Origin of the sequence: Klebsiella sp. RHBSTW-00484, assembly GCF_013705725.1 — a bacterium.
Lineage (GTDB): Bacteria > Pseudomonadota > Gammaproteobacteria > Enterobacterales > Enterobacteriaceae > Klebsiella.
The window spans coordinates 4324895-4346104 of the sequence record NZ_CP055481.1 but is presented as its reverse complement, the minus strand read 5'-3'; the positions used below and the strand labels follow the sequence as shown (position 1 = coordinate 4346104).

Below are 21210 nucleotides of genomic sequence, written 5' to 3'. Positions count from 1 at the left end.
GAAACACATCGCGGTGCAGCTACAGAATATCGATCTCCATTTTCATTCATTTTCCTGCCAGAAGTGATCTCGCTAGCAATGTGAGATAAATCCTTGCCGAAAGGCGACATCTGCATCGTTTCTAAGTTGTTAAAATCCATATTGTGTTCTAGAAACAAATTGTAACATCCTGATTACCCTACCTGTGGAACACAATGATGAATAATTCAGGGAAATACCTTATCTGGACACTGCTCTCCGTTATCGGAGCCTTTGCCCTTGGTTATATCGCGTTAAACCGGGGTGAACAGATCAACGCGCTATGGATTGTCGTCGCGGCAGTCTGCGTGTATCTGATCGCCTATCGTTTCTATGGCCTGTATATCGCAAAAAACGTGCTGGCGGTCGACCCGACGCGGATGACGCCAGCGGTGCGTCACAACGACGGTCTCGACTATGTCCCGACCGATAAGAAAGTGCTGTTCGGTCACCATTTTGCGGCGATTGCCGGAGCAGGCCCGCTGGTCGGACCGGTGCTGGCGGCGCAAATGGGCTACCTGCCGGGGATGATCTGGCTCCTGGCGGGCGTGGTGCTGGCCGGGGCGGTACAGGACTTTATGGTGCTGTTCGTCTCTACCCGACGCGACGGGCGTTCGCTTGGCGAGCTGGTCAAAGAGGAGATGGGGCCAACCGCCGGGGTACTGGCGCTGGTGGCCTGCTTTATGATCATGGTGATTATCCTCGCGGTGCTGGCAATGATCGTGGTGAAAGCGCTGACCCACAGCCCGTGGGGGACTTACACCGTGGCCTTCACCATCCCGCTGGCGATTTTCATGGGGATCTACATTCGCTATCTGCGCCCCGGACGCATTGGCGAAGTGTCGGTGATTGGCCTGGTGATGCTGGTATTCGCCATTATCTCTGGCGGTTGGGTGGCGGAAAGCCCAACCTGGGCACCGTGGTTTGATTATACCGGCGTACAGCTGACCTGGATTCTGGTGGGCTATGGCTTTATCGCCGCCGTCCTGCCGGTGTGGCTGCTGCTGGCACCGCGCGACTACCTCTCCACTTTCCTGAAAATCGGCACCATCGTCGGTCTGGCGATCGGTATCCTGATTATGCGCCCAACCCTGACGATGCCCGCGCTGACCAAGTTTATTGATGGCACCGGTCCGGTCTGGAGCGGCAGTATGTTCCCGTTCCTGTTTATCACTATCGCCTGCGGCGCGGTCTCCGGCTTCCATGCCCTGATCGCCTCCGGCACCACGCCGAAAATGCTGGCCAACGAAGGTCAGGCCTGCTTCATTGGCTACGGCGGCATGCTGATGGAGTCCTTCGTGGCGATTATGGCGCTAGTGGCAGCCTGTATTATCGACCCGGGCGTCTACTTCGCCATGAACAGCCCGATGGCAGTGCTGGCTCCGGCAGGCGTCACCGATGTGGTGGCGTCAGCGGCGCAGGTGGTGAGCAGTTGGGGCTTTACCATCACGCCTGATACCCTCAGCCAGATAGCTAAAGAAGTGGGCGAGCAGTCGATTATCTCCCGTGCGGGCGGCGCGCCGACGCTAGCGGTGGGGATGGCCTACATCCTGCACGGCTCGCTGGGTGGGCTGATGGACGTCTCCTTCTGGTATCACTTCGCGATTTTGTTTGAGGCGCTGTTTATCCTCACGGCGGTGGACGCCGGGACGCGTGCAGCGCGCTTTATGCTCCAGGATCTGCTGGGAGTGATAAGCCCGGGGCTGAAGAAAACCAGCTCGCTTCCGGCTAACCTGCTGGCGACGGGGCTGTGCGTGCTGGCGTGGGGTTACTTCCTGCATCAGGGCGTTGTCGACCCGCTTGGCGGCATCAACACCCTGTGGCCGCTGTTTGGTATCGCCAACCAGATGCTGGCAGGGATGGCGCTGATGCTCTGCGCGGTGGTACTGTTTAAGATGAAACGCCAGCGCTATGCGTGGGTGGCGCTGCTGCCGACCTCCTGGCTGCTGATTTGCACCCTGACCGCAGGCTGGCAGAAGTCGTTCAGCACCGATACTAAAGTCGGTTTCCTGGCGATTGCCAACAAGTTCCAGGCGATGATCGACAGTGGCAATATCCCACCGCAGTACACCGAATCGCAGCTGGCACAGCTGGTGTTTAACAACCGTCTGGACGCTGGTTTGACCATCTTCTTTATGGTGGTTGTGGTGGTGCTGGCGCTGTTCTCAATTAAAACCGCCATGGCGGCGCTGAAAGAGGACAAACCGACGGCGAAAGAGACACCGTACGAAGCGATGCCTGCTAATGCTGAGAGCCTGGTGACTCAGGCCAAGCGCGCGCATTAATAGAGTTAGCCCCTTTCCTGAATGGGAAAGGGGCAATGGTTAGAGGTAAATATGTTCGATACCCTTTCGAAAGCAGGGAAATATTTAGGTCAGGCGGCGAAAATGATGATCGGCGTCCCGGATTACGACAACTACGTCGAGCATATTCGCGCCACTCACCCCGAGCAGACGCCGATGACTTACGAAGAGTTTTTCCGCGAGCGCCAGGACGCACGCTACGGCGGCAAAGGTGGGGCGAAGTGCTGTTAATAAAAAGGGCTTCAGATTCTGAAGCCTCAGATTGCTGACAAAGTGCACCTCTTTGGAATTGCCCGGTGGCGGCTAGCGCCTTACCGGGCCTACGAAAAATGCACAATTTATTGATATTGTGGGTTTTGTAGGCCGGGCAAGGCGTCAGCCGCCGCCCGGCAGAAACGCGAGCACAATCTTTAAACCTGGTTTGTCATCAGTCTCACCTTTTCTTTTTTACGCCGACTCATCCTGCGCCAGCTTCTGTTTAATGCCTTCGTAATACTTATCGTTAATTACGTATTTCTTCATAAACAGACCGACGATCAGGTTAAATACGGACGGGATCAGCGTCATCATCAACGTGATGCCCAGCAATGATGACGGCGACTGCTCGATGTCTGCCTGATAGCCGAAAAAACTCAGCGAAAAGCCGATAAATCCGCCCGCCAGCCCCATTCCCAACTTCTGGAAGAAGAGGATCCCGCCAAACGCCAGCCCGGAAACGCGGGTGCCGGTTTTCACTTCGCCATAGTCCACCGCTTCTGCGATAGAGGCCCAGTACACCGGCAGCTGCATGTCACCCAATAGCGTAATGATGAAAAAGAAAACAAATGCCAGATAAATGTTCTGCTCGCCAACGACGAAGTACATGGCAACCCCGGCGACGAAGGTCAGCAACTGGGTATAACGGAACATTTTGATTTTGTCGTAGTAGCGGGTAATGGTCCCGGCCAGCAGCATCGCCATGACGGACGCCACAACGCCGGTGGTGAGGAACGGAGAGATCAACTCGTTGCCGCCGTGCAGATAGTACTTGGCGTAGTAAGCCGCGACCGAGTTACGCACGATGCCGCCAAACATGATTAACGCTATCGATACGCCGAGGATCAACCACTGGTCGTTCTTCATCAGATTCTTGAACTGAGTCGGAAAGTGGATGTGCTCGGTTTTATGCGTAATGCGCTCTTTTACCGTGAAGAAGCAGCAAATACACAGCAGCGTCGACACAATCCCCATGGAGCCCATTGCCAACTGGTAGCCGCTGGCCAGGTTGTTTTTGCCAAAGTACAGCGCCGCCATCGGTACGATAATGGTGACTAAAAACATGGCGATTTTGGTCATCACAAAGCGATAGCTGTTCGCGCTCAGGCGCTCTTTAGGATCGTCGGTAATCACGCCGATTAATGAAACGTAAGGGATTGAGATAAACGTATAGGTTAGCGTCAGCGCAATGTAGGAGCCCCAGGCCCAGATGAGCTTGCCGGTATAGTCGAAATCTGGCGTGGTGAACATCATCCAGATGGTTATCCCAAACGGTATCGAGAAAAACAGCAGATAGGGACGGTATCTTCCCCAGCGACTCTCTGTTTTGTCGGTCATCATGCCAATCAGCGGGTCGATTACCGCATCAATAAAGCGTACGCCAATCAGCAGAATCCCCAAATCGCCAGGGGTCAGGCCGTAAACGTCCGTATAGAAATAGGTGATAATCATCGCCATCGACATCATTACGATAGCAATAGCCATATCACCAGCACCAAAGCCAATCTTTTCCCCGATTGAAAGTTTCATAGTCTCACATGTCCTGATACGAGAATTTTTGAGGCGTCGCCGCAGTTCACTAAAAGTAATATCACCAAATTGGTATCTACCACAATCAAAATAAATGTCTTTTGAGAGATTGAGGGGTTATTTTGTTAATATATTGATTTAATTAATTATATTGAAATTTATTTTGAACTTTGTCACAGAATTACGCACTTTTCATTCTTATTGCTTAGAATTGTTGGTTCTATTGGTATCTACCAATTTTCGTTTTGGGTTCGATATTGATGAATGAGAGCCTGATTCTGCTAGCGCAAAATCAGTAACCGGTCAGTTAGCCGGATCGGGCTCTTACCTCTATGACTATTAAGGATATTTATATGGCTTCAGTTGGATGTGATTCGGTGGTTTACAACAAGATTTTAGGGGCGCTGGCGTGTGCGGGGATGGGCGATGCGCTCGGTGCGGCGACGGAATTGTATAGTATCGATGAGATTAAACAGAAATGGGGCGGTTGGTTAGACAAGTTTGTCGAGCCGCCACTGGATACCTTCGCCGGTTCACTAAAGGGTGTAGCGGGTTTAATCACCGATGACTCAAGTCAGATGTATGTTTTAGCGGAAGCGTTGATTGCTGCGGGCTACGGGCAATTTACCAATGATGACTGGAAAGCCGCACTGCTGCGCTGGGCTGATATGATGCCTTACGCGATGTACAAAGGGCCAACCACAGAACAGGTCGTCAAAGCGCTACGTGAAGGATATCCGACCAATACTATCGGGCGTATTGGCACCTCGACCCGTCAGGCACCAAATGTTGGCACCACTAACGGCGCGGGAATGCGCGTGGCCCCCGCTGGATTGATCTATCCGGGTCAGCTCACTAAAGCCTGTGACCTTGCTCTGCTGACCTGCATCCCCTCGCATGATACCAATATCGCCATTGCCAGCGCCTGTGCGATTGCGGGCGCGACTTCTCAGGCGATGGTGGTTGATACCACGCTGGATGAGATTATTGATGCCAGCCTGGAAGGCGCGCGTTACGGTGAATCGCTGGCGAAAAAACATGCGCGCTGCGTCGCCGGTCCTTCCATTGAAATGCGCACCCGACTGGCGGTAAAAATCGCCCGCGAAGCGGATTCACTGGAAAAATGTCTGTATGAGATTGAAGGCTATATCGGTAACTCCGTGGCCGCGCATGAGTCTATCCCAGCGGCTATTGGCCTGCTGGCCTTCTGTGAAGGGCGTCCGTGGGAGACCATTGTCGCCGCAAGTAATGTCGGTAACGATACGGACAGCATTGCTACGATGGCCGGGGCAATTGCGGGTGCCTGGAAGGGATTCGATGCTTTGCCGAAAGAGCAGTATGCGTTTTTCAACTCCGTAAACAGTCGCGACTTTAATCTGCCGGAGATTGCCACTGGCCTGACGAAGTTGGCTGCGGAATCGCTGAAAGGTTAACGGAAAATGAGAGCGGATAGGGAAGAGAAGGTCATCATGCCATTATCCTGCACCCGGCAAGAAATTGCCGGGATCTCCGGTCTGCTATCTGCGATGCAGCTTCAGCCCAATGGCCTGGAGGCATTAGCGGATATTGATTTTGCCTCATTGGAGCAGCTGTACCTCGTGGGATCTGGTGATTCGTATGCTATTGCGTTGATGGTGGAGGCATATCTGAATCGTTGTGGGGCGATTCAGTGTCGTGCCGTACAGTCGTTTACGTTTCTGGGTTTAGCGACGGATCGCTTCAGCGCCGGTTCGCTGGTTGTCGTTATTAGCGCCAGCGGCAGACCTTCCCAGGTTCTCGATGCGTTTGCTCATGCGCTCACGACGAAAGCCAGGGTGGTAGGGATGACCAACTCGCCGGGAAGTCCGTTTGCTCAATTATCGTCGCGAATGCTGTTTACTCAGGCATGTAAAAAAGGGATGCCGACCCAAAGCAGCTCAGCAACGTTGTTTTTACTCATGCGGCTGGCTGAGCGGATTCTTCAGGCGAAAACGGTGGCGTCAGAGATGACAAATGTGGATATCCCACATTTGTCTCAGGATTGGGAAAACGCACAGTGGCAGGCATGGCTGGGTACTCACGCTGAGGCATTTTTCTCCCGGCGGGTGGTTTTTCTGGGTAATGGAATGACCTGGGGGATGGCGTATCTGGCATCAAATCTGATGGCCTGCGGGCCGCAGATCGAGGCCCATTTTTTGCCGATTGAAGAGTATTGCCATGCACTAAGGCTTAACCAGGCCAACCAGCAGCACCTTGTGGTCATGTTTCCCGAAAAAGAGGAAGACCAGCTACTGTGCGCCTCTATTCAGCAGCGTTTGACTCGCCAGGGGGCATTGTCATATTGCTTTGCGCCTCCTGAGCATTTCAGGGCACATGATTATTTACAGCGAAATATGCTGCTGCTTTTCCAACTCTCTTTAACACTGGCGGAGCGTTATGTCGCAATGGGTGGAGAGCGCGTTACATTCGAGGATATGAAATGATGAAAAAATATGATGTCGTTGCGGTCGGAAGTGGCAACATTGATTTGGTTTTTCGGGTGCCCAGGCTGCCGGGAAATGATGACAAAGTCGTTGGCAAAAAAATATCCGAAAATGTGGGCGGCACTGTAGCGAATAGCGCGTGCATGATGTCAACGCTGGGGCTGAAGGTGGTTTCATTATCCAGCGCTGGCGACGATCGCTATGGTCAGTTGATTGTCGATGACTTTAATCGTCACGGTGTTGATACCCGCTATATCAAAATCAACCCAGGCCAGGACCCCAATATGGCGATAATTATTCTCGATGAGAGCGGAGAGAAGTCATTAATCTATGCTCCGGGGGATAATTGCGAATGGGATCAGCAGACGGCGTTTACCGCGATTGCTGAAAGTAAAATTATGTACACCATGCCGGGCGATCTCGATAAATATGCGATTCAGGCACAATATGCTCATGCGCATAATACCCTGGTGGCGGTCGACATTGAGCCACACATTGCCAGCGATAAAGAGCAGCTGGCGAAAATATTAAGTCTCGCTGATATTGCTATTTTCAACCAGGACGGTTTTACCGCCAGTTGTAATTGCGACCCTGAATGGCCTGTGCTGCATGCACTACGCCGGAAATACTCGCTGTCGACGCTGGTGGTGACCTGTGGCGCAGCAGGGGTGATTGCCGTAACCGAGCAGGAAGAAGCGCGCCATCCGGGCTTTAAAATCCCTGTTGTTGATACCACCGGTGCAGGCGATACTTTTAACGCCTCCTTTATTTACACTTATGCTAATAACTATAAATTAGCGCCAGCGATTGAGTTTGCCAGCGCTGCCGCCGCGCTGAATATTATGCAGATAGGTGCCAGGGGACATTTGGCCAGCATTGAAGAAATTAGCCAATTTATTTCATCCGAAAAAGGAAAGGAGTAGGTTTTGAATATTAAAAATATTTTATTATCCGGTGCCACACTTTCAATATTACTGGGTTTTTCAACGCACTCCATTGCCAATGAGTCCGATCTTAAATTTCTTGGCGAATATACAATACCGACGTCGTTTGCCTGGAAGAATGTGCCCTTTGGCGGGTTGTCTGCTATTCGCTGGCATGAAGGCGAGCAGCGTTTTTATGCGATTTCTGACAGCCGAAATACCCCGACGGAAGGTAAGCCGCGTTTCTATAAACTGAAAGTCGATCTCTCCGCCGCGGGTATTAAGGATGTTGTCGTTGAGCAGCAGTACGATCTTCTTGATGCGGGTGGCGAAGCGTTTAAAAAAGGGTTTGTTGATGCGGAAGGGATGGTCATTACGCCAGAAAATCAGCTGCTCTGGACTTCTGAAGCCGGAAGTCCGCTGCGTAAAAGCACGCTAACCGGCAAATTCGTTGAAGACCTGAGTGCTATCTTCCCCGAGGGGTATTCGGTTGATAGTAAAAAAGAGGACCCGGAAGGGTTCCGCAGCGGTATTTCCTGGGAAGGACTTTCGTTTACCCCGGATAACCAATATCTGTTCGTCGCGGCAGAAGGGGCGTTAAAACAAGATGGCCCGCTGGCCTCGCCAATGAACTCAAGCCCGGCGCGGATTTTAAAGTTCCGCTACAACGGCGGCGATAAGAAGCCCGAGCTGGAAAAATCCTTTCACTACAACGTTGACCCTGTTTCACATATTTCAAAATTTGGTATCAACGATAACGGCGTGTCGGAAGTTTTAGCACTTAATGAAAATAAACTGCTGGTGGTTGAGCGTTCCGGGCGCAATGCATCAGAAGGGTTTAACGACTGGGATTTCTCCGTCAAAGTGTGGCTGGCTGACACGACGGCAAGCTCGGATATCAAAGAGATTAAATCGCTGGCGCAGGTTGAGAAGCGGAGCATTATTCAACCGGCGGTGAAAAAGTTACTGATTGATTTCTCCGATGTGACGAATGCGCCGGATTGTATTGAAGGTGTCACCTTCGGTCCGCTGATTGATGGCAAAAAGACGTTGATATTTGTTTCCGATAATAATTTTCAGCCGCATCAGAACACTAAGTTTTATCTGTTCCAGGATGTAAACGATATTCTGAAGTAGCCGAAGTATCCCCCCCCCGGGAATACAACTAATTTCTCAGGGGGGACGGTTTATTTACGGTTAAAACTGTCTTTGGTGATTTTGATTTCGTAAGAGTAGCGGCTGGCTGGATAGATCATTTCGACATATTCCATCGGCTTTCTATTGATGGATAGCGTGACTCTGGTGCAGGTCAGAATGACATCGTGAACGGAGAGTTCCAGCAGCGAGGCTTCGGCAGAAGAGGGCTGGCGAGCGCTAATGGTTTCATAAGCTTCGAGCAGTTCAAGCCCCATTTTCTCGGCGAGGAGCTTATACAGAGAGCCAAATTCCAGTAGCTCTTCCTCGGTAAACGCGTTGTTTTCATCGATAGGAAGATAGGTCGTTTGAATGCCCATCGGAGTGGTATTGTCGAAACGAACTCTCTTAATACGCAAAACCCGGGTATGGCTGGAGAGTTGCAACGCATTGCGGATAGGTTCATTCACCGCAACGAAACCGAATTCGAGGATCTGCTGCTTCGGCGTGCCTTTACGCGCGAGGATATCATCAGTGAATCCATGCAGCTGGCGCTGGGAACGACGGCTGAGTTCAGGAAGAACGAATGTCCCGCGACCGTGTTCGCTATGTAGATACCCTTTTTGGCGTAAATGTTCGATAGCTTTGCGCACGGTGGTACGACTGGTTTGATAGCGCTCCGCTAACTCGCGTTCGGTGGGAATGGTTTCATTTTCTGGCCATTCATAGTTATCGATTTTTTCTTTAATGATGGTGAACAGATCCAGATATTTTAGTGACTGTGAATCATTGCTCGATGGGGAAGACAAAACTGACATATGCTTTTCGTTCCGTGGTTGGTACCAATAATGCATTAACTGTAGTGGTTTTTGGTTTTTGATGCAATTGAAGCCCGAGCATGGAAAAGTGACTAGCGTCAATGAACTGTATTATAAGTACTTTTTGCTTTTATTCCTGAATGTGAACTTTGTCACGACTTACGCTGTCGATGTAGTGGTATCTACCAATTTTTCATTGTATACTTTTTATAATGAACAATCCTGGTAGAGATGATTAACTGAACGCATAGGATTTCTTTCCTTTATTAAGGACGGTGGTTCTTTATTTTTACACAAGGGTTTTGTATGTCTGAAGTGTTTATTGCGCTTTTGGTCGGTATTGTCACAGGTCTTATATTTAGCATTTTTAAACTGCCAATACCTGCGCCGCCAGTGCTGCCGGGAATTATCGGTATTGTTGGTGTCTATCTTGGTAGTAAAGGTTATCACGTTATTATGCAATATATTGGATGATGTAGTATTTAAGGATGATATCAGTGTTATTAATACCAAAGGTTATTTTGCATGAACATTTGGAAGGATCGGTGACGGCTAATTTAGCGGTCCACCTGTCGCGAAAGAATGGAATTGCTTTATTAAATGATTATATAAAACAGTGTGCCATCCCCGGAGATTATGAGTATGTCTGGGATAAGTCAGACTTCGGTCATTTTATTAATATTTATGACTTTATCTCATCATTAATTCAGGTTCCGCAGGATTATTATCTGCTGGCGACGGATTTCATCTCACGCAATGCGCAAGCGGGGATGATCTATTGTGAGTTGCTTATTTCACCGGACCATATGATGAAGGTTGGCGACGGCGATGGTGAGAGCAATTATCTTGCCTGTTTGCGTGAGGTGGCACGGGCAATAAAAGACGCTGAGGAACAATATGGTACGGTCACCCGCCTGCATGCTGTTCTTATCAGACATGATGGAGTAGAACGAGCGGCTGCGGTTGTGGATCTTTTTCTGAACCACCCTGACCCTTATATTGTTGGTGTCAATGTCGCCGGGCATGAAGGAATACATCGTTTTAGTGATTATGTTCCTTCTCTTAACAGGCTCTATCAGCAAGGTTTGCGCGGCTCTTTACATGCCGGGGAAATCTGCGGTGCACAAAGTGTAAAAAAGGCGCTGGCCGCTGGGGCTTCGCGTATTGGTCACGGTATTCGCGCTATCGAGTGTCCGGAGCTTATCGCGGAGCTTGTTGAGAAAGAGATATTACTCGAAGTCTCATTAACCAGTAATCATTTGCTGATTAATGATATCCGACAGGGGAATAGCACTCATCCCGTCAGAGCGCTTTATGATAGCGGCGTGAGAATAAATCTTAATACGGACGATGCCGGTATTTGTTCTACGGATATATCAAAAGAATATCAATTTGCCATGAACGCATTTGGTTTTCAGCGTGCAGAACTGATTGATATTTCGATGATGGCGATTGAAGCCGCTTTTGTGACTGAGGATATACAGAAAACGCTTTTAGATAAAGTGTGCTCAGTGGTGACGGAGGATGATGTGGCCTTTTTTGCTAAAGGCAGAGAAGCCGCTCATTCGCCAGCGCTCCGCGCCAGGTTTGCTACACGATACAAACAACTTACTTCGACCAGACAATTATGATAAGGGGTAGATAATGAAAAGGATAATTCCAGTTACAGCATTAGTATTGACCGGCCTGGCGGCGCACAGCGTTTATGCTGAACAACCGCATGGTTTCATCGATTATCGTCACGAATATTTAGATAAGAAAAGAACCCATGCCGATCGCGTTGAATTCGGAACCTTCTTTAGTAATGGTATCGGGTTAATGGGTGAGTTGCGTTACAATACTCAGGAAGGCAATAAAGATAAATGGGATCCGTCACAGTTTAATAACAACGGTTCCGGCCTTTCTATTGTTTATCGATTTAAGCCGCTGGATGATAAAAACTTCTGGCTGGAACCGATGTTCTGGTTGGATTCTACCGAATACTGGACCACCTACGAGTATGGTTTATCTGCTGGATATAATTTCAGCAAAGAATGGCGCGTTTCCGGTCGTTTCCGTTATGACATGGATAAAGCTACCAGCAAATCAAAAGGCTATGGTAACGATGACCGCAATAACCGCCGTTACGATCTTTGGGTTGATTATCGCCCCGATAATAGCAATTTCCAGTACCAGTTGAACCTTGTTTATTATAACAATGGCTATATTACCTGGGATAACGGTAACGAAAACTATACCGCGTCATTTAAAGTCGGTTATAAGTTTGGTTCATGGGTACCTTACGTCAGTATTGCTGATTATCGCGGTACCGACAAAACCACCGATGAGCGCCAGGGTCGTTATCGTATGGGTTTGACATATACATTCTAAGCTGAAAAATTAAATATTACTAAATAAGGGACTGTTATGATTAAAGTCTACAGGTATGCTATTGCTTTATCTTTATTAAGCTATATTCCTTTTTCTCTGGCAGAAGTCACGACGATTGAATCTGATTCCTATGAAACCGTCGGTAAGATTATTCAAGAGAAAGACTCTCGCTATCAGCCAGAAAATGTCTTACTGGTCTTTGATATCGATAATACGGTCCTGACCAGCCAACTCGAAGTGGGTGGCGATATCTGGTATCAATGGCAAACGAATAAGTTGCCACTGAAACCCAGCGCTGAACAGAAAGTTTCTTGCTTATATGAAGATTCCATTGCGCTGCTTTATAATATCGGCACCATGACGTTGACTGATCCTGGGTTAGCGGCGCAGATGAAATCCTGGCAAGAAAAGCACAGCGTTTTCGCGCTAACCTCTCGCGCCCCGGATACTCGTTATGCTACCGAGCGTGAGCTGAAAAAGAACGGTATCAATTTTAGCGTTTCACCGCTTAAACCGCTCAATGAAACCGATGCACCTCTGTATGAGGGCCGACTAAAACGCTCTTATATTTATGGCAACGGCATCATGCTGTCATCCGGACAGTATAAAGGCGTGATTCTGGATTTCTTGCTCGATAAAACTCAGCGTCAATATCAGTCCGTTGTCTTTGTCGACGATGGTATTGCCAATATCAACGCCATGAAGAATATGCTGGCGAGCGACAAATATAAAAACGTCGATTCCGTTCTGGTGCATTACACCAAAGTAGAATCAGACCTGATTAAGAAACAGGGCGCAGTGTTAACTGCTGAACAGGCGCAGCAGATGAGCAGCGAATGGACTAAGCTCTCCAGTACTTTGCAGACTATTTTCCCGGAGCGGGTGCAGAGCTGTAGTTCAGACAAGAAATAGTTTCTCTGCTATGAATGAGATTAACGGCCCAAGCTTGAGCCGTTAATCTTCACGCCGGAATACGACCTGCTGCAATTAACCCTCTTTCGGCAGATACAGGCTGATTTGTTCCTGCGTGCAGCCGTATATTGCCGCCAGCTTTTCGCGGGTGCGCTTTTGCGGGCGGGAGTCGATAGCTTCCAGCTGGGAAACCGCAGACTGGCTCACGCCGAGCTTATCGGCTACTTCCTGCTGTGACAGGCCACGCAGGATACGCCAGGCAGCCTGCAGGCTGACTTTCTCTTTATCCATGATGTCGCAGACGTTACCTGGCAGCATCACGTCGTCATAGATATCGTGTTCGACAGGAATATCTTCTAGATCCGCTTCCGTTTCATCATCCAGTTCGGCTAGCTGCAAGCACATATGGAAGTATTCGTCGTAGGGGATCACGGCGTACTGCGCTTTCCCTTCATCATCCTTAATTATCTGAACAGCCATATGGCATATTCTCCTCATGCAAATAGGTCGTTGAGGTTCTGCGCTTTACGGACACGATAAACAGGCCTCTAAGCGTCAGCCCCTGACGTGTGAAGATGACCCGATAATCCCCCACCCGAAGGCGGTAGTGATTCACTGGTATAGTCAACTTTCTGACATCGGGCCGCGGACCTGAGCGGTCACCTAAATCAGCTAACCTGCTTTTGATTCGCTCCTGATAGCGATAATCGATGTTTGCCAGTTCCTTTTTTGCAACTTTTGACCAGATGATCATGCTATGTACCTCCACTGTACACCTTGATTGAATATAAGAAAATAATAAGTTTATTAGATAAGTTCTGAATTTCTTATGAGGGTACGATAGCGCAGAGTCATCATCTTACGAAGACAGAAGCATCGGCTTTGCGGGACGACTCGAAAGCGCCTCCGCCGGGTGGCAGAGGCGAATATAACGGGGGAATTAACCGGCGAAGCGTTCGACTTTTTCGAACGCCGCGCGCAGGGTTTCGGCGTTCAGCTCAACCGGCAGGAAATGGATGGACTCCACCGGGCGCAGGGTATGAGCGATAACTTTATCCAGCTCTTCGCGATTATTGATATCGACCTCCAGCGCCGCCAGCGTGGTCGGCAGATTAAAGCGCTGATACGCCTGCACCAGTTGCGCCAGCACATCCTCCTGACCAAGCAGGGCGCTCTGTACCAGAATGCCGTAGGCGACTTTGGTCCCATGCAGATATTTCTCGGTCTGCGGCAGCACCGTCAGGCCATTGTGCACCGCATGGGCGGCGGCGACGCGAGTGTAGCGCTCGCCTAATCCGCCGACCATACCGCCGCCGGCGATAACCGCGTCTACCACATCGCGGAAAGCCTGAGTCAGCTCGCCGCGCTGCTGGTCGGCCAGCGCGGTTTCGCTGCTTTCCAGCAGCACATCGCGGATCGCCAGCGCGCCGTTGATGCCCAGGCGCACGGTGAGCGGCAGCGTCTCCGGCTGCGGGGCCAGTACCACCGCTTCATACCACTTCGCCAGCGTATCGCCGATACCCGCCAGCAGATATTCCGCCGGTGCGTTGAGGATAATCTGTGGCTCCACCAGCACGAGGAAGTTGGCGTCGTCGAAGATTTCAAACTGCAGCGCCTGACCGGCATCGTTGTACCACACCGACAGCGGCGTCCACGCTGCGCAGGTGGCGGCGATGGTGGGGATCGCCACCACCGGCAAGCCGAGGCGGCGGGCCAGCGCTTTCGCGGTATCCAGCAGCGCACCGCCGCCGACGCCAATCACCACCGACCGATCGTCACCAGACTCACGGGCCAGTTCGCTGACGTCGCTTTCGCTGCAATGACCTTTAAATAAGATTCTTTTGGCTCCAGGAGCGTTAAACGCTTCCGGCAGGAAATCCTGCGCGCCAGCGATAGCCCGCTCGCCGTAAACCCATACCGCCCGTGAAAGCTGCTCTTCGCTGTAAAAATCATGCAGTCGGGCCAGGCTGCCGGGATGGGAGTAGTAGTTGGCGGGGCCGGGGACCACGCGGATATCGCTGTGACTCATAAATGCTGTCCTTGTTGTGTTTCGCTAACCTGATGTTATGTCTGGACATCCGGATGGCTAATATTATTTCGCTTTATCTTATGCCTTTTATGCATTTGTCAGTCAAGGGCGGCTATGAAAAATTCATTAAATCAGAAGATTAATCGACAGGGTACAGGGGATGACCGGCAATCGCCTTGAGATGCAAAACATTAGCCTGGCCTTTTCTGGCTTCCGGGCGCTGAGCAACGTGGCATTCACCCTGAAGGGTGGTTCGGTGCATGCGCTCACCGGGGCTAACGGCGCGGGTAAATCGACGCTAATGGCGGTGCTGTGCGGTACGCACGCGCATTACGAAGGCGAAGTGGTGATCAACAATCAGCCGGTGAGTATTCGCTCGCCGCGCGATGCCAAACAGCTGGGTATTCATCTGGTGCAGCAGGAGGTAGATGTTGCGCTGGTTCCGGGCCTGAGCATCGCCGAAAACATTATGCTCGACAGGCTGGCGGAACCCGGGATCGCCTTTCGCTGGGGACGACTGCGTCAACTGGCGCGCGAAGCGCTGACCCAGCTGGACGTCACCCTCGACGTGCGGCGTTCAATCGATAGCTGCACGCTGGCGGAAAAACAGCAAATTCTGCTGGCCCGCGCCCTGTCGCACCATTGCCGTTTTCTTATCCTCGACGAACCCACCGCGCCGCTGGACCAAAACGAAAGTGAACGCCTGTTTGCGGTGGTTCGCCGCCTGCAGCAGCAGGGGATTGGCGTAGTGTTTATCTCGCATCGTATTCATGAGCTGAAGGCGATTTGCGACACCCTAACGGTGCTGCGCGACGGTCGCCTGATTGAGAGCGGGCCGATGGCTGAACTGAGCGGTGAGCAGATCGTCGAGAAGATGCTCGGCCATGAGCTGAGCGATATCTTTCCGCCGAAGCGTCCGCCGCACAGCGATGAGGTGCTGCTGCAGGTTGAAGGGCTGCACGACGAAGGGTTGTTGCAGGATATCTCCCTGCGCCTGCGCAAGGGGGAAATTCTCGGTATTGCCGGGCTGGCTGGGGCCGGGAAAACGGAACTGTGCAAGGCGCTGTTTGGTGCCAGCAAAAGCCGCCTGACGCATGGAGAGCTGAACAACCAGCCCTGGCGACCGCGCGATCCGGCGGATTCGGTGGCACGCGGTCTGGCGCTGGTGCCGGAAGAGCGGCGCAAAGAGGGGATTTTTATCGAGGAGCCGGTGGCGATGAATCTGGCAGTCAGCGCCGATAACAGCTTTTCCCGCTGGAGCCTGTTTGGTCATCGTCAGGCCTGGCGCTGGGCGGAAGAAGTCATTGCGCGGGTGGGTATTCGCACTTCCGGACCGGCGCAGACCCTGCGCCGCCTCTCCGGCGGCAATCAGCAAAAGGTAGCGATTGGTAAATGGCTGCGCGGCAACGCCAACGTGCTGATTTTCGATGAGCCGACCAAAGGCGTCGATGTGAAAGCCAAAACGGATCTATTCAATCTGATTGATGGCCTGGCGCGGGAAGGCAAAGGGGTGATTTACGCCTCAGGCGAATTCTCTGAGCTGGTCGGCCTGTGCGATCGCATCTGCGTGCTGTGGGACGGACGCATCGTGGCGGAAATTCCCGGCGCTGAGGCCCGGGAAGAGAACATTCTTTATTACTCCACCGGAGGAGCAGCAGCGTGAGTAAGGCCCTGACAGTTAACGCGACGGTATCGGGCCGTCAGCGATTTTTTGATTTTCTCTACAAATGGGGCATGTTGCTGACCGTTGTTCTGCTGATCGCCGTTTTTGGCCTCGCCTCGGACAACTTCCTCGACCCGTTTAACATCATCAACATCCTGCGATCCATCGCCATCGTGACGGTGATCGCCATCGGCGTGTCGATATCGCTGACTATTGGCGGCTTTGATTTGTCGGTGGGATCAACCGCCTCGCTGGCCAACGCGCTGGTGATTTCGCTGTTCGTCTGGCACGGCTTTGGTACTACCGAGGCGATTCTTATCACCCTCGCGCTCTGTACTTTAGTCGGGCTATTTAACGCTTTTCTGATCGTGATCCTGCGTATTCCCGACATGCTGGCGACGCTTGCCAGCCTGTTCGTGATTCAGGGGGTGGCGATGACCTACAGCTACGGCGGATCAATCACCGAAAACATGGTGCTGCCGAGCGGCGATATGGCGGAAGGTGCGATTCCGGCAGCGTTTGGTTTACTGGGGCAGGTGCCGACTATCGTGATCATTATGCTGGTGGTGACCGTTATCGCCCAGCTGGCGCTCTCTTTTACCACTCACGGACGGCGGATGTACGCCATCGGCGGCAACCCGGAAGCGGCGCGCCTGTCTGGCCTGCGGAACACTCGCTACAAAGTGGCGGCCTACGTCATTGCTTCTCTGCTGGCAGGGCTGGGCGGCATTCTTCTGGCTTCGCGCATCGGTTCATCGCAGGTGAATGCCGGTAGCGGCTATCTGATGGATGCGGTCGCGGCGGCGTGGATCGGCTTTTCGCTGGCCGGTTCCGGTAAACCAAACGCACTCGGTACGCTGGTGGGGGCGGTGATTCTGGGCGTGCTCTCCAACGGCCTGGTGATGCTCTCGGTGCCGTATTACGCCATGGACATTATTAAAGGGCTGGTGCTGGCTGGCGCGCTGGCACTGACTTATTTTCAGCGCCGCACCTAATACTTTACAGGGTAAACACTATGAAAAAGATAACGCTGTCACTCATCGCACTGGGGTTATTCAACTCTGCGGCGGCCTTTGCTGAAACCCCGACGCCGGTTCCGGCGGCGATTGCCGAACATAGCGGCCCGATTCGCATCGCGGTGATCCGTAATTTGGGCTCTGACGATAACACCACCCAGTTTGTCTCCGGGGCGATTCAGGAAGGTAAAAAGCTCGGTTTTAAAATCAGCACCTTCCTCAGCAACGGTGATGACGCTAAGTTTCAGGACTTCGTTAACCAGGCGATTAGTCAGAAATATGACGGCATTATTCTTTCCCAGGGACGCGACCCTTACGCCACCGCGCTGGTAAAAAAAGCCGTGGACGCGGGGATCAAAGTCTCGGTCTTTGATACCGCAGTCAACGGCGAAATTCCGGGCGTGACCGTCACCCAGCAGGACGATGCCTCGCTGACCGAACTCTCCTTTGGCCAACTGGTGAAAGACTTCAACGGCAAAGCCAATATCGTCAAGCTGTGGGTCGCAGGCTTCCCGCCGATGGAGCGCCGTCAGGCCGCTTACCAGACATTGCTTAAGCAAAATCCCGGCATCAAGGAGCTGGAGTCGATTGGCGCCGTCTCTTCTGACGTGCAGGGCGATACCGCCAACAAAGTCGGCGCGATCTTAGCCAAATACCCGAAAGGCAAAATTGATGCTATCTGGGGCACCTGGGATGCCTTCAGCCAGGGCGCTTATAAAGCGCTGAAAGAGAATGGCCGCACCGAGATCAAGCTCTACAGCATCGATATTTCTAACCAGGATCTGCAACTGATGCGCGAATCCGGCAGCCCGTGGAAGGTGAGCGTGGCGGTGGATCCGAAGCTTATCGGCGCCACCAACGTGCGTCTGATCGCCAATAAGATTGCTGGTGAAGCGACTCCGGCCACCTACGACTTTAAAGCCGCGGCGATCCCACAGGCGCTGCTGGCGGCGCAGCCGGGAGCGGTGAACGTCGCCTCGCTGGGTAAAATTATTCCGGGCTGGGGCCAGACCGAAGACTTTATCGCCCCGTGGTTCGCCACTCTGGAAGCGAAAAACAAATAATAGCGTCCGGTGGCTGTCTGGTGCCCTCACCCCGGCCTCTCACACGGGGAGAGGGGGAAAACCAGCGCCACCCGGCAACAGGAGCTAACGTGACGGCATTACCCACCCCCGAATATAGCCGCAATATGCGGCTGATTGGGCATAGCGAACAGGGGGGACGCCCGGATGGCGTCCAGTTGATGGTGCACCGCGGCTTTGCTTACATCGGCCATATGGTGTCGCAAGGCTTTTCGGTGGTCGACGTGCGCGATCCGAAAAATCCGCGAACGGTCAATTACATTGCCGCGCCGCCCGGTACCTGGAACGTCCACTTGCAGGCCCATGACGATCTGCTGCTGGTGATCAACGCCCGGGATCTGTTTGCCGATACCCGTTTTGCCGACGAAAAGGTTTACTACACCCGCTCGGTGGGCGAGACGGTCAGCGACGTGCAGGATAAAGGCTGGAGCGCCGGAATGCGGGTTTTTGATATTTCGACGCCGGATAAACCGCGCGAAATCAGCTTCCTGTCGCTCAACGGGATCGGTATTCATCGGATCTGGTACGTCGGTGGACGCTGGGCCTACGTTTCCGCGCTGATCGACGGTTTTAGCGATTATATTTTCCTGACCATCGATCTGGCCGATCCGCGTAAACCTGAAGTCGCCGGGCGCTGGTGGCTGCCGGGGATGAATCAGGCGGCGGGGGAAACTCCGCACTGGCCCGAAGGTAAGCGCTATGCCCTGCATCACGCGATTATCGCCGGGGACACCGCCTACGGCAGCTGGCGCGACGGCGGCCTGACGCTGCTGGATGTCAAAGACCGCGCACAGCCGAAGCTGATTAGCCATCGCAACTGGAGCCCGCCGTTTGGCGGCGGTACCCACACCGCTCTACCGCTACCGGACCGCGATCTGCTGGTGGTGCTTGATGAAGCGGTGCTGGATAACCAGCAGGATGGCGAGAAGCTGATCTGGCTGTTTGATATTCGCGACCCGACAAACCCGGTGAGTATTTCGACTTTCCCGCAGCCGGATGAGACCGACTATGTGGCGAAAGGGGCGCATTTCGGCCCGCATAACCTGCATGAAAACCGTCCCGGCAGCTTTATCAGTTCAACGCTGATTTTTGCCACGTACCAGAATGCGGGCGTTCGCGCTTACGATATCTCTAACCCTTATCGACCGGTGGAAACCGGGGCGCTGGTGCCTGCCGCTCCGGCAAAAATGATGGATACCCGCCCGGGCCGCCCGCGGGTGATTCAGTCTTGCGATGTGTTTGTTGATGCGCAGGGGATTATCTACAGCACCGATTACAACGGCGGGCTGTCGGTGATTGAGTATCTGGGATAGGGGATTGTGGTTTATTGCCTTCCCGGGTCGCGGCGTAAACGCCTTACCCGGGCTACAAGTTTGCGGTCGGCTATGACCAGGTAGCCCGGGCAAGACGCATTAGCGTCGTGGCCCGGGAACGATTAACCGTACTGGCGAATTCGCGCAATCAGCTCATCGACACTGTCGATACGATCGGCAATCACAATCAGCGCTTTACCCAGCGTGATGGCGTGGCGCAGGCATTCATGGCGCATGGCTTCGTCCTGAATAGTGTCGATATCCGCTACGTGCGACAGCCCGACGCTGCGGCGAATCAGCTCGGTACCGCAGAAGCCAATGGCATCGGCCCACGCTTTCTTCAGGAACGCGGAGGCATAGCCGGGGTAAGCCAGCGCTGCATCGCGGGTTTTCTCCGCCGCCAGCGCCTGGAAACGCTCGGCGAAGGTATTCCAGAACTGCTGAATATCGTTCAGGCGCTGCTCGCGTGCGGCGGCGGCATCGCGAATACCTAAATGCCCTGGCAGGCCGCAGTAGTTGAGCAGCAGGTTGCCGATGGCGGTGCCGATATCAAAACCAATCGGCCCGAAATAACCGAACTCGGCGTCGATAGCCTTAAAGCTGCCTTCGGCGACGAATATCGAGCCGCTATGGATATCGCCGTGCAGCAGCGCTTCGGTATGGGAGAAGAAACGGTGCTTTAGCACCGCAACCGCCAGCTTTAGCTGTGCATCGTCGCGCAGGGCGGCGACATCGGCTTCCAGCGCAGCGGGGTAATTATTGCGTTCGTGAACCTGATACGGGTCGTTAAAGAACAGATCCTCGGTGATTTCGCACATCTCCGGGTTAATAAATTGTGCCACCTGGGCCTTTTTCTCATGCGGATGCAGATAAAAGTCGCTGGTGTGAAACAGCGCCTGGGCCAGATATTCCCCCAGCTGGCTGGCGGCCTGCGGGTAGTAAACGTTGTTAATCAGCTCGCCGCGCCAGATGCGATGATCGGAGAGATCTTCCATCACCATCACCGCCAGCTCGGGATCAAAATGCAGAATTTGCACCGTGTGCTGCGGGCAGTGCTGATAGTGGGCGACCAGGGTTTGCGCCTCAAGGCGGGCGCGGTCGAGCGTTAGCGGCCAGGACTCCCCGACGCAGCGCACGTAGGGTAAGGCCTGCTTAACGATAACCCGGCTGACGCCCTGGGTATCATAAATTTTAAATACCAGATTGAGGTTGCCGTCGCCCACTTCCTGTGCGGACACCAGTTCTGACGGGTTATCGATACCGCCAAATTGTTGCGCGTAAGCCACCGCATCGTTGGCGGTGAAAGTATGGTATTGCGACATTGCCTTGATCCTCAAAATTCTGATTAAGCCGTTCAGACGTCTATACTTCTGGATTCCATC

The 21210-nt window shown here is 52.7% G+C and carries 20 protein-coding genes; 14 read left to right on the top strand and 6 right to left on the bottom strand.

Translation table 11 applies throughout. From position 1 onward, the window contains the following. Positions 1 to 197 precede the first annotated feature (197 nt). A complete protein-coding gene (gene cstA, locus HV213_RS20580; protein WP_181486467.1) occupies positions 198 to 2303 on the top strand; it encodes a pyruvate/proton symporter CstA in 2106 nt (701 codons plus the stop codon). A gap of 51 nt (positions 2304 to 2354) precedes the next feature. Beyond that, entirely contained in the window at positions 2355 to 2552 is a 198-nt protein-coding gene (locus HV213_RS20575) for a YbdD/YjiX family protein (RefSeq protein ID WP_004130340.1), read from the top strand. 216 nt (positions 2553 to 2768) lie between these two features. Here the strand turns inward: HV213_RS20575 and HV213_RS20570 are convergent, their stop codons facing one another. Next, positions 2769 to 4106, bottom strand: coding sequence for an MFS transporter (locus HV213_RS20570; RefSeq protein WP_181483107.1), 1338 nt, complete (start codon positions 4104 to 4106; stop codon positions 2769 to 2771). Between the two features lie 353 nt (positions 4107 to 4459). Between HV213_RS20570 and HV213_RS20565 the strand changes: the two genes are divergently transcribed. From HV213_RS20565 to HV213_RS20550, 4 genes are read left to right on the top strand one after another with little or no spacing between them, the layout of a single operon-like run. Next, a complete protein-coding gene (locus HV213_RS20565; protein WP_181483106.1) occupies positions 4460 to 5539 on the top strand; it encodes an ADP-ribosylglycohydrolase family protein in 1080 nt (359 codons plus the stop codon). Positions 5540 to 5575: 36 nt separating this feature from the next. Further along, entirely contained in the window at positions 5576 to 6568 is a 993-nt protein-coding gene (locus HV213_RS20560; RefSeq protein WP_181483105.1) for an SIS domain-containing protein, read from the top strand. After that, the gene (locus HV213_RS20555) at positions 6565 to 7491 is read left to right on the top strand and encodes a carbohydrate kinase family protein (RefSeq protein WP_228288560.1); all 927 of its coding nucleotides are present in this window, start codon (positions 6565 to 6567) and stop codon (positions 7489 to 7491) included. The genes HV213_RS20560 and HV213_RS20555 overlap by 4 nt, the downstream gene beginning before the upstream one ends. A 3-nt stretch (positions 7492 to 7494) precedes the next feature. Beyond that, entirely contained in the window at positions 7495 to 8628 is a 1134-nt protein-coding gene (locus HV213_RS20550; RefSeq protein ID WP_181483104.1) for an esterase-like activity of phytase family protein, read from the top strand. Between the two features lie 50 nt (positions 8629 to 8678). Here the strand turns inward: HV213_RS20550 and HV213_RS20545 are convergent, their stop codons facing one another. Continuing rightward, positions 8679 to 9443 carry a GntR family transcriptional regulator gene (locus HV213_RS20545; RefSeq protein ID WP_181483103.1) on the bottom strand — a complete coding sequence of 255 codons (765 nt, stop codon included), beginning with the start codon at positions 9441 to 9443 and terminating at the stop codon, positions 8679 to 8681. A gap of 306 nt (positions 9444 to 9749) precedes the next feature. Here HV213_RS20545 and HV213_RS20540 point away from each other — a divergent pair, with 306 nt between their 5' ends. The 4 genes from HV213_RS20540 to HV213_RS20525 are packed head-to-tail and all read left to right on the top strand — an operon-like array spanning position 9750 to position 12725. Next, complete coding sequence (locus tag HV213_RS20540; RefSeq protein ID WP_181483102.1) at positions 9750 to 9917, top strand: XapX domain-containing protein; 168 nt, start codon at positions 9750 to 9752, stop codon at positions 9915 to 9917. Between the two features lie 23 nt (positions 9918 to 9940). Beyond that, a complete protein-coding gene (add, locus tag HV213_RS20535) occupies positions 9941 to 11074 on the top strand; it encodes an adenosine deaminase (protein WP_181483101.1) in 1134 nt (377 codons plus the stop codon). A gap of 13 nt (positions 11075 to 11087) precedes the next feature. Further along, entirely contained in the window at positions 11088 to 11813 is a 726-nt protein-coding gene (locus HV213_RS20530; protein WP_181483100.1) for an oligogalacturonate-specific porin KdgM family protein, read from the top strand. 36 nt (positions 11814 to 11849) lie between these two features. Next, on the top strand, positions 11850 to 12725 hold the full coding sequence (locus HV213_RS20525) for a DUF2608 domain-containing protein (RefSeq protein ID WP_181483099.1): 876 nt from the start codon (positions 11850 to 11852) through the stop codon (positions 12723 to 12725). A gap of 75 nt (positions 12726 to 12800) precedes the next feature. On the opposite strand, the gene HV213_RS20520 is transcribed toward HV213_RS20525, so the two are convergent. The 3 genes from HV213_RS20520 to HV213_RS20510 form a co-directional block, all read right to left on the bottom strand. After that, positions 12801 to 13205 carry a helix-turn-helix domain-containing protein gene (locus HV213_RS20520; RefSeq protein ID WP_181483098.1) on the bottom strand — a complete coding sequence of 135 codons (405 nt, stop codon included), beginning with the start codon at positions 13203 to 13205 and terminating at the stop codon, positions 12801 to 12803. After that, positions 13186 to 13479: a type II toxin-antitoxin system RelE family toxin gene (locus HV213_RS20515; protein WP_181483097.1), complete on the bottom strand. Its 294-nt coding sequence runs from the start codon at positions 13477 to 13479 to the stop codon at positions 13186 to 13188. Before HV213_RS20515 ends, HV213_RS20520 begins: the two co-directional genes overlap by 20 nt. 186 nt (positions 13480 to 13665) lie before the next feature. Next, a complete protein-coding gene (locus HV213_RS20510) occupies positions 13666 to 14754 on the bottom strand; it encodes an oxidoreductase (protein ID WP_181483096.1) in 1089 nt (362 codons plus the stop codon). A gap of 160 nt (positions 14755 to 14914) precedes the next feature. Between HV213_RS20510 and HV213_RS20505 the strand changes: the two genes are divergently transcribed. The 4 genes from HV213_RS20505 (at position 14915) to HV213_RS20490 (ending at position 19828) form a co-directional block, all read left to right on the top strand. Beyond that, positions 14915 to 16417, top strand: a complete 1503-nt coding sequence (locus HV213_RS20505) for a sugar ABC transporter ATP-binding protein (RefSeq protein WP_181483095.1) — start codon at positions 14915 to 14917, stop codon at positions 16415 to 16417. Further along, positions 16414 to 17412, top strand: coding sequence for an ABC transporter permease (locus HV213_RS20500; RefSeq protein WP_181483094.1), 999 nt, complete (start codon positions 16414 to 16416; stop codon positions 17410 to 17412). The genes HV213_RS20505 and HV213_RS20500 overlap by 4 nt, the downstream gene beginning before the upstream one ends. 20 nt (positions 17413 to 17432) lie before the next feature. Further along, positions 17433 to 18497 carry a sugar ABC transporter substrate-binding protein gene (locus HV213_RS20495; protein WP_110273288.1) on the top strand — a complete coding sequence of 355 codons (1065 nt, stop codon included), beginning with the start codon at positions 17433 to 17435 and terminating at the stop codon, positions 18495 to 18497. Positions 18498 to 18586: 89 nt separating this feature from the next. Beyond that, the gene (locus tag HV213_RS20490) at positions 18587 to 19828 is read left to right on the top strand and encodes an LVIVD repeat-containing protein (protein ID WP_181483093.1); all 1242 of its coding nucleotides are present in this window, start codon (positions 18587 to 18589) and stop codon (positions 19826 to 19828) included. A gap of 122 nt (positions 19829 to 19950) precedes the next feature. On the opposite strand, the gene mtnK is transcribed toward HV213_RS20490, so the two are convergent. Beyond that, positions 19951 to 21150 carry an S-methyl-5-thioribose kinase gene (gene mtnK / locus HV213_RS20485; protein ID WP_181483092.1) on the bottom strand — a complete coding sequence of 400 codons (1200 nt, stop codon included), beginning with the start codon at positions 21148 to 21150 and terminating at the stop codon, positions 19951 to 19953. Between the last annotated feature and the right edge of the window lie 60 nt (positions 21151 to 21210).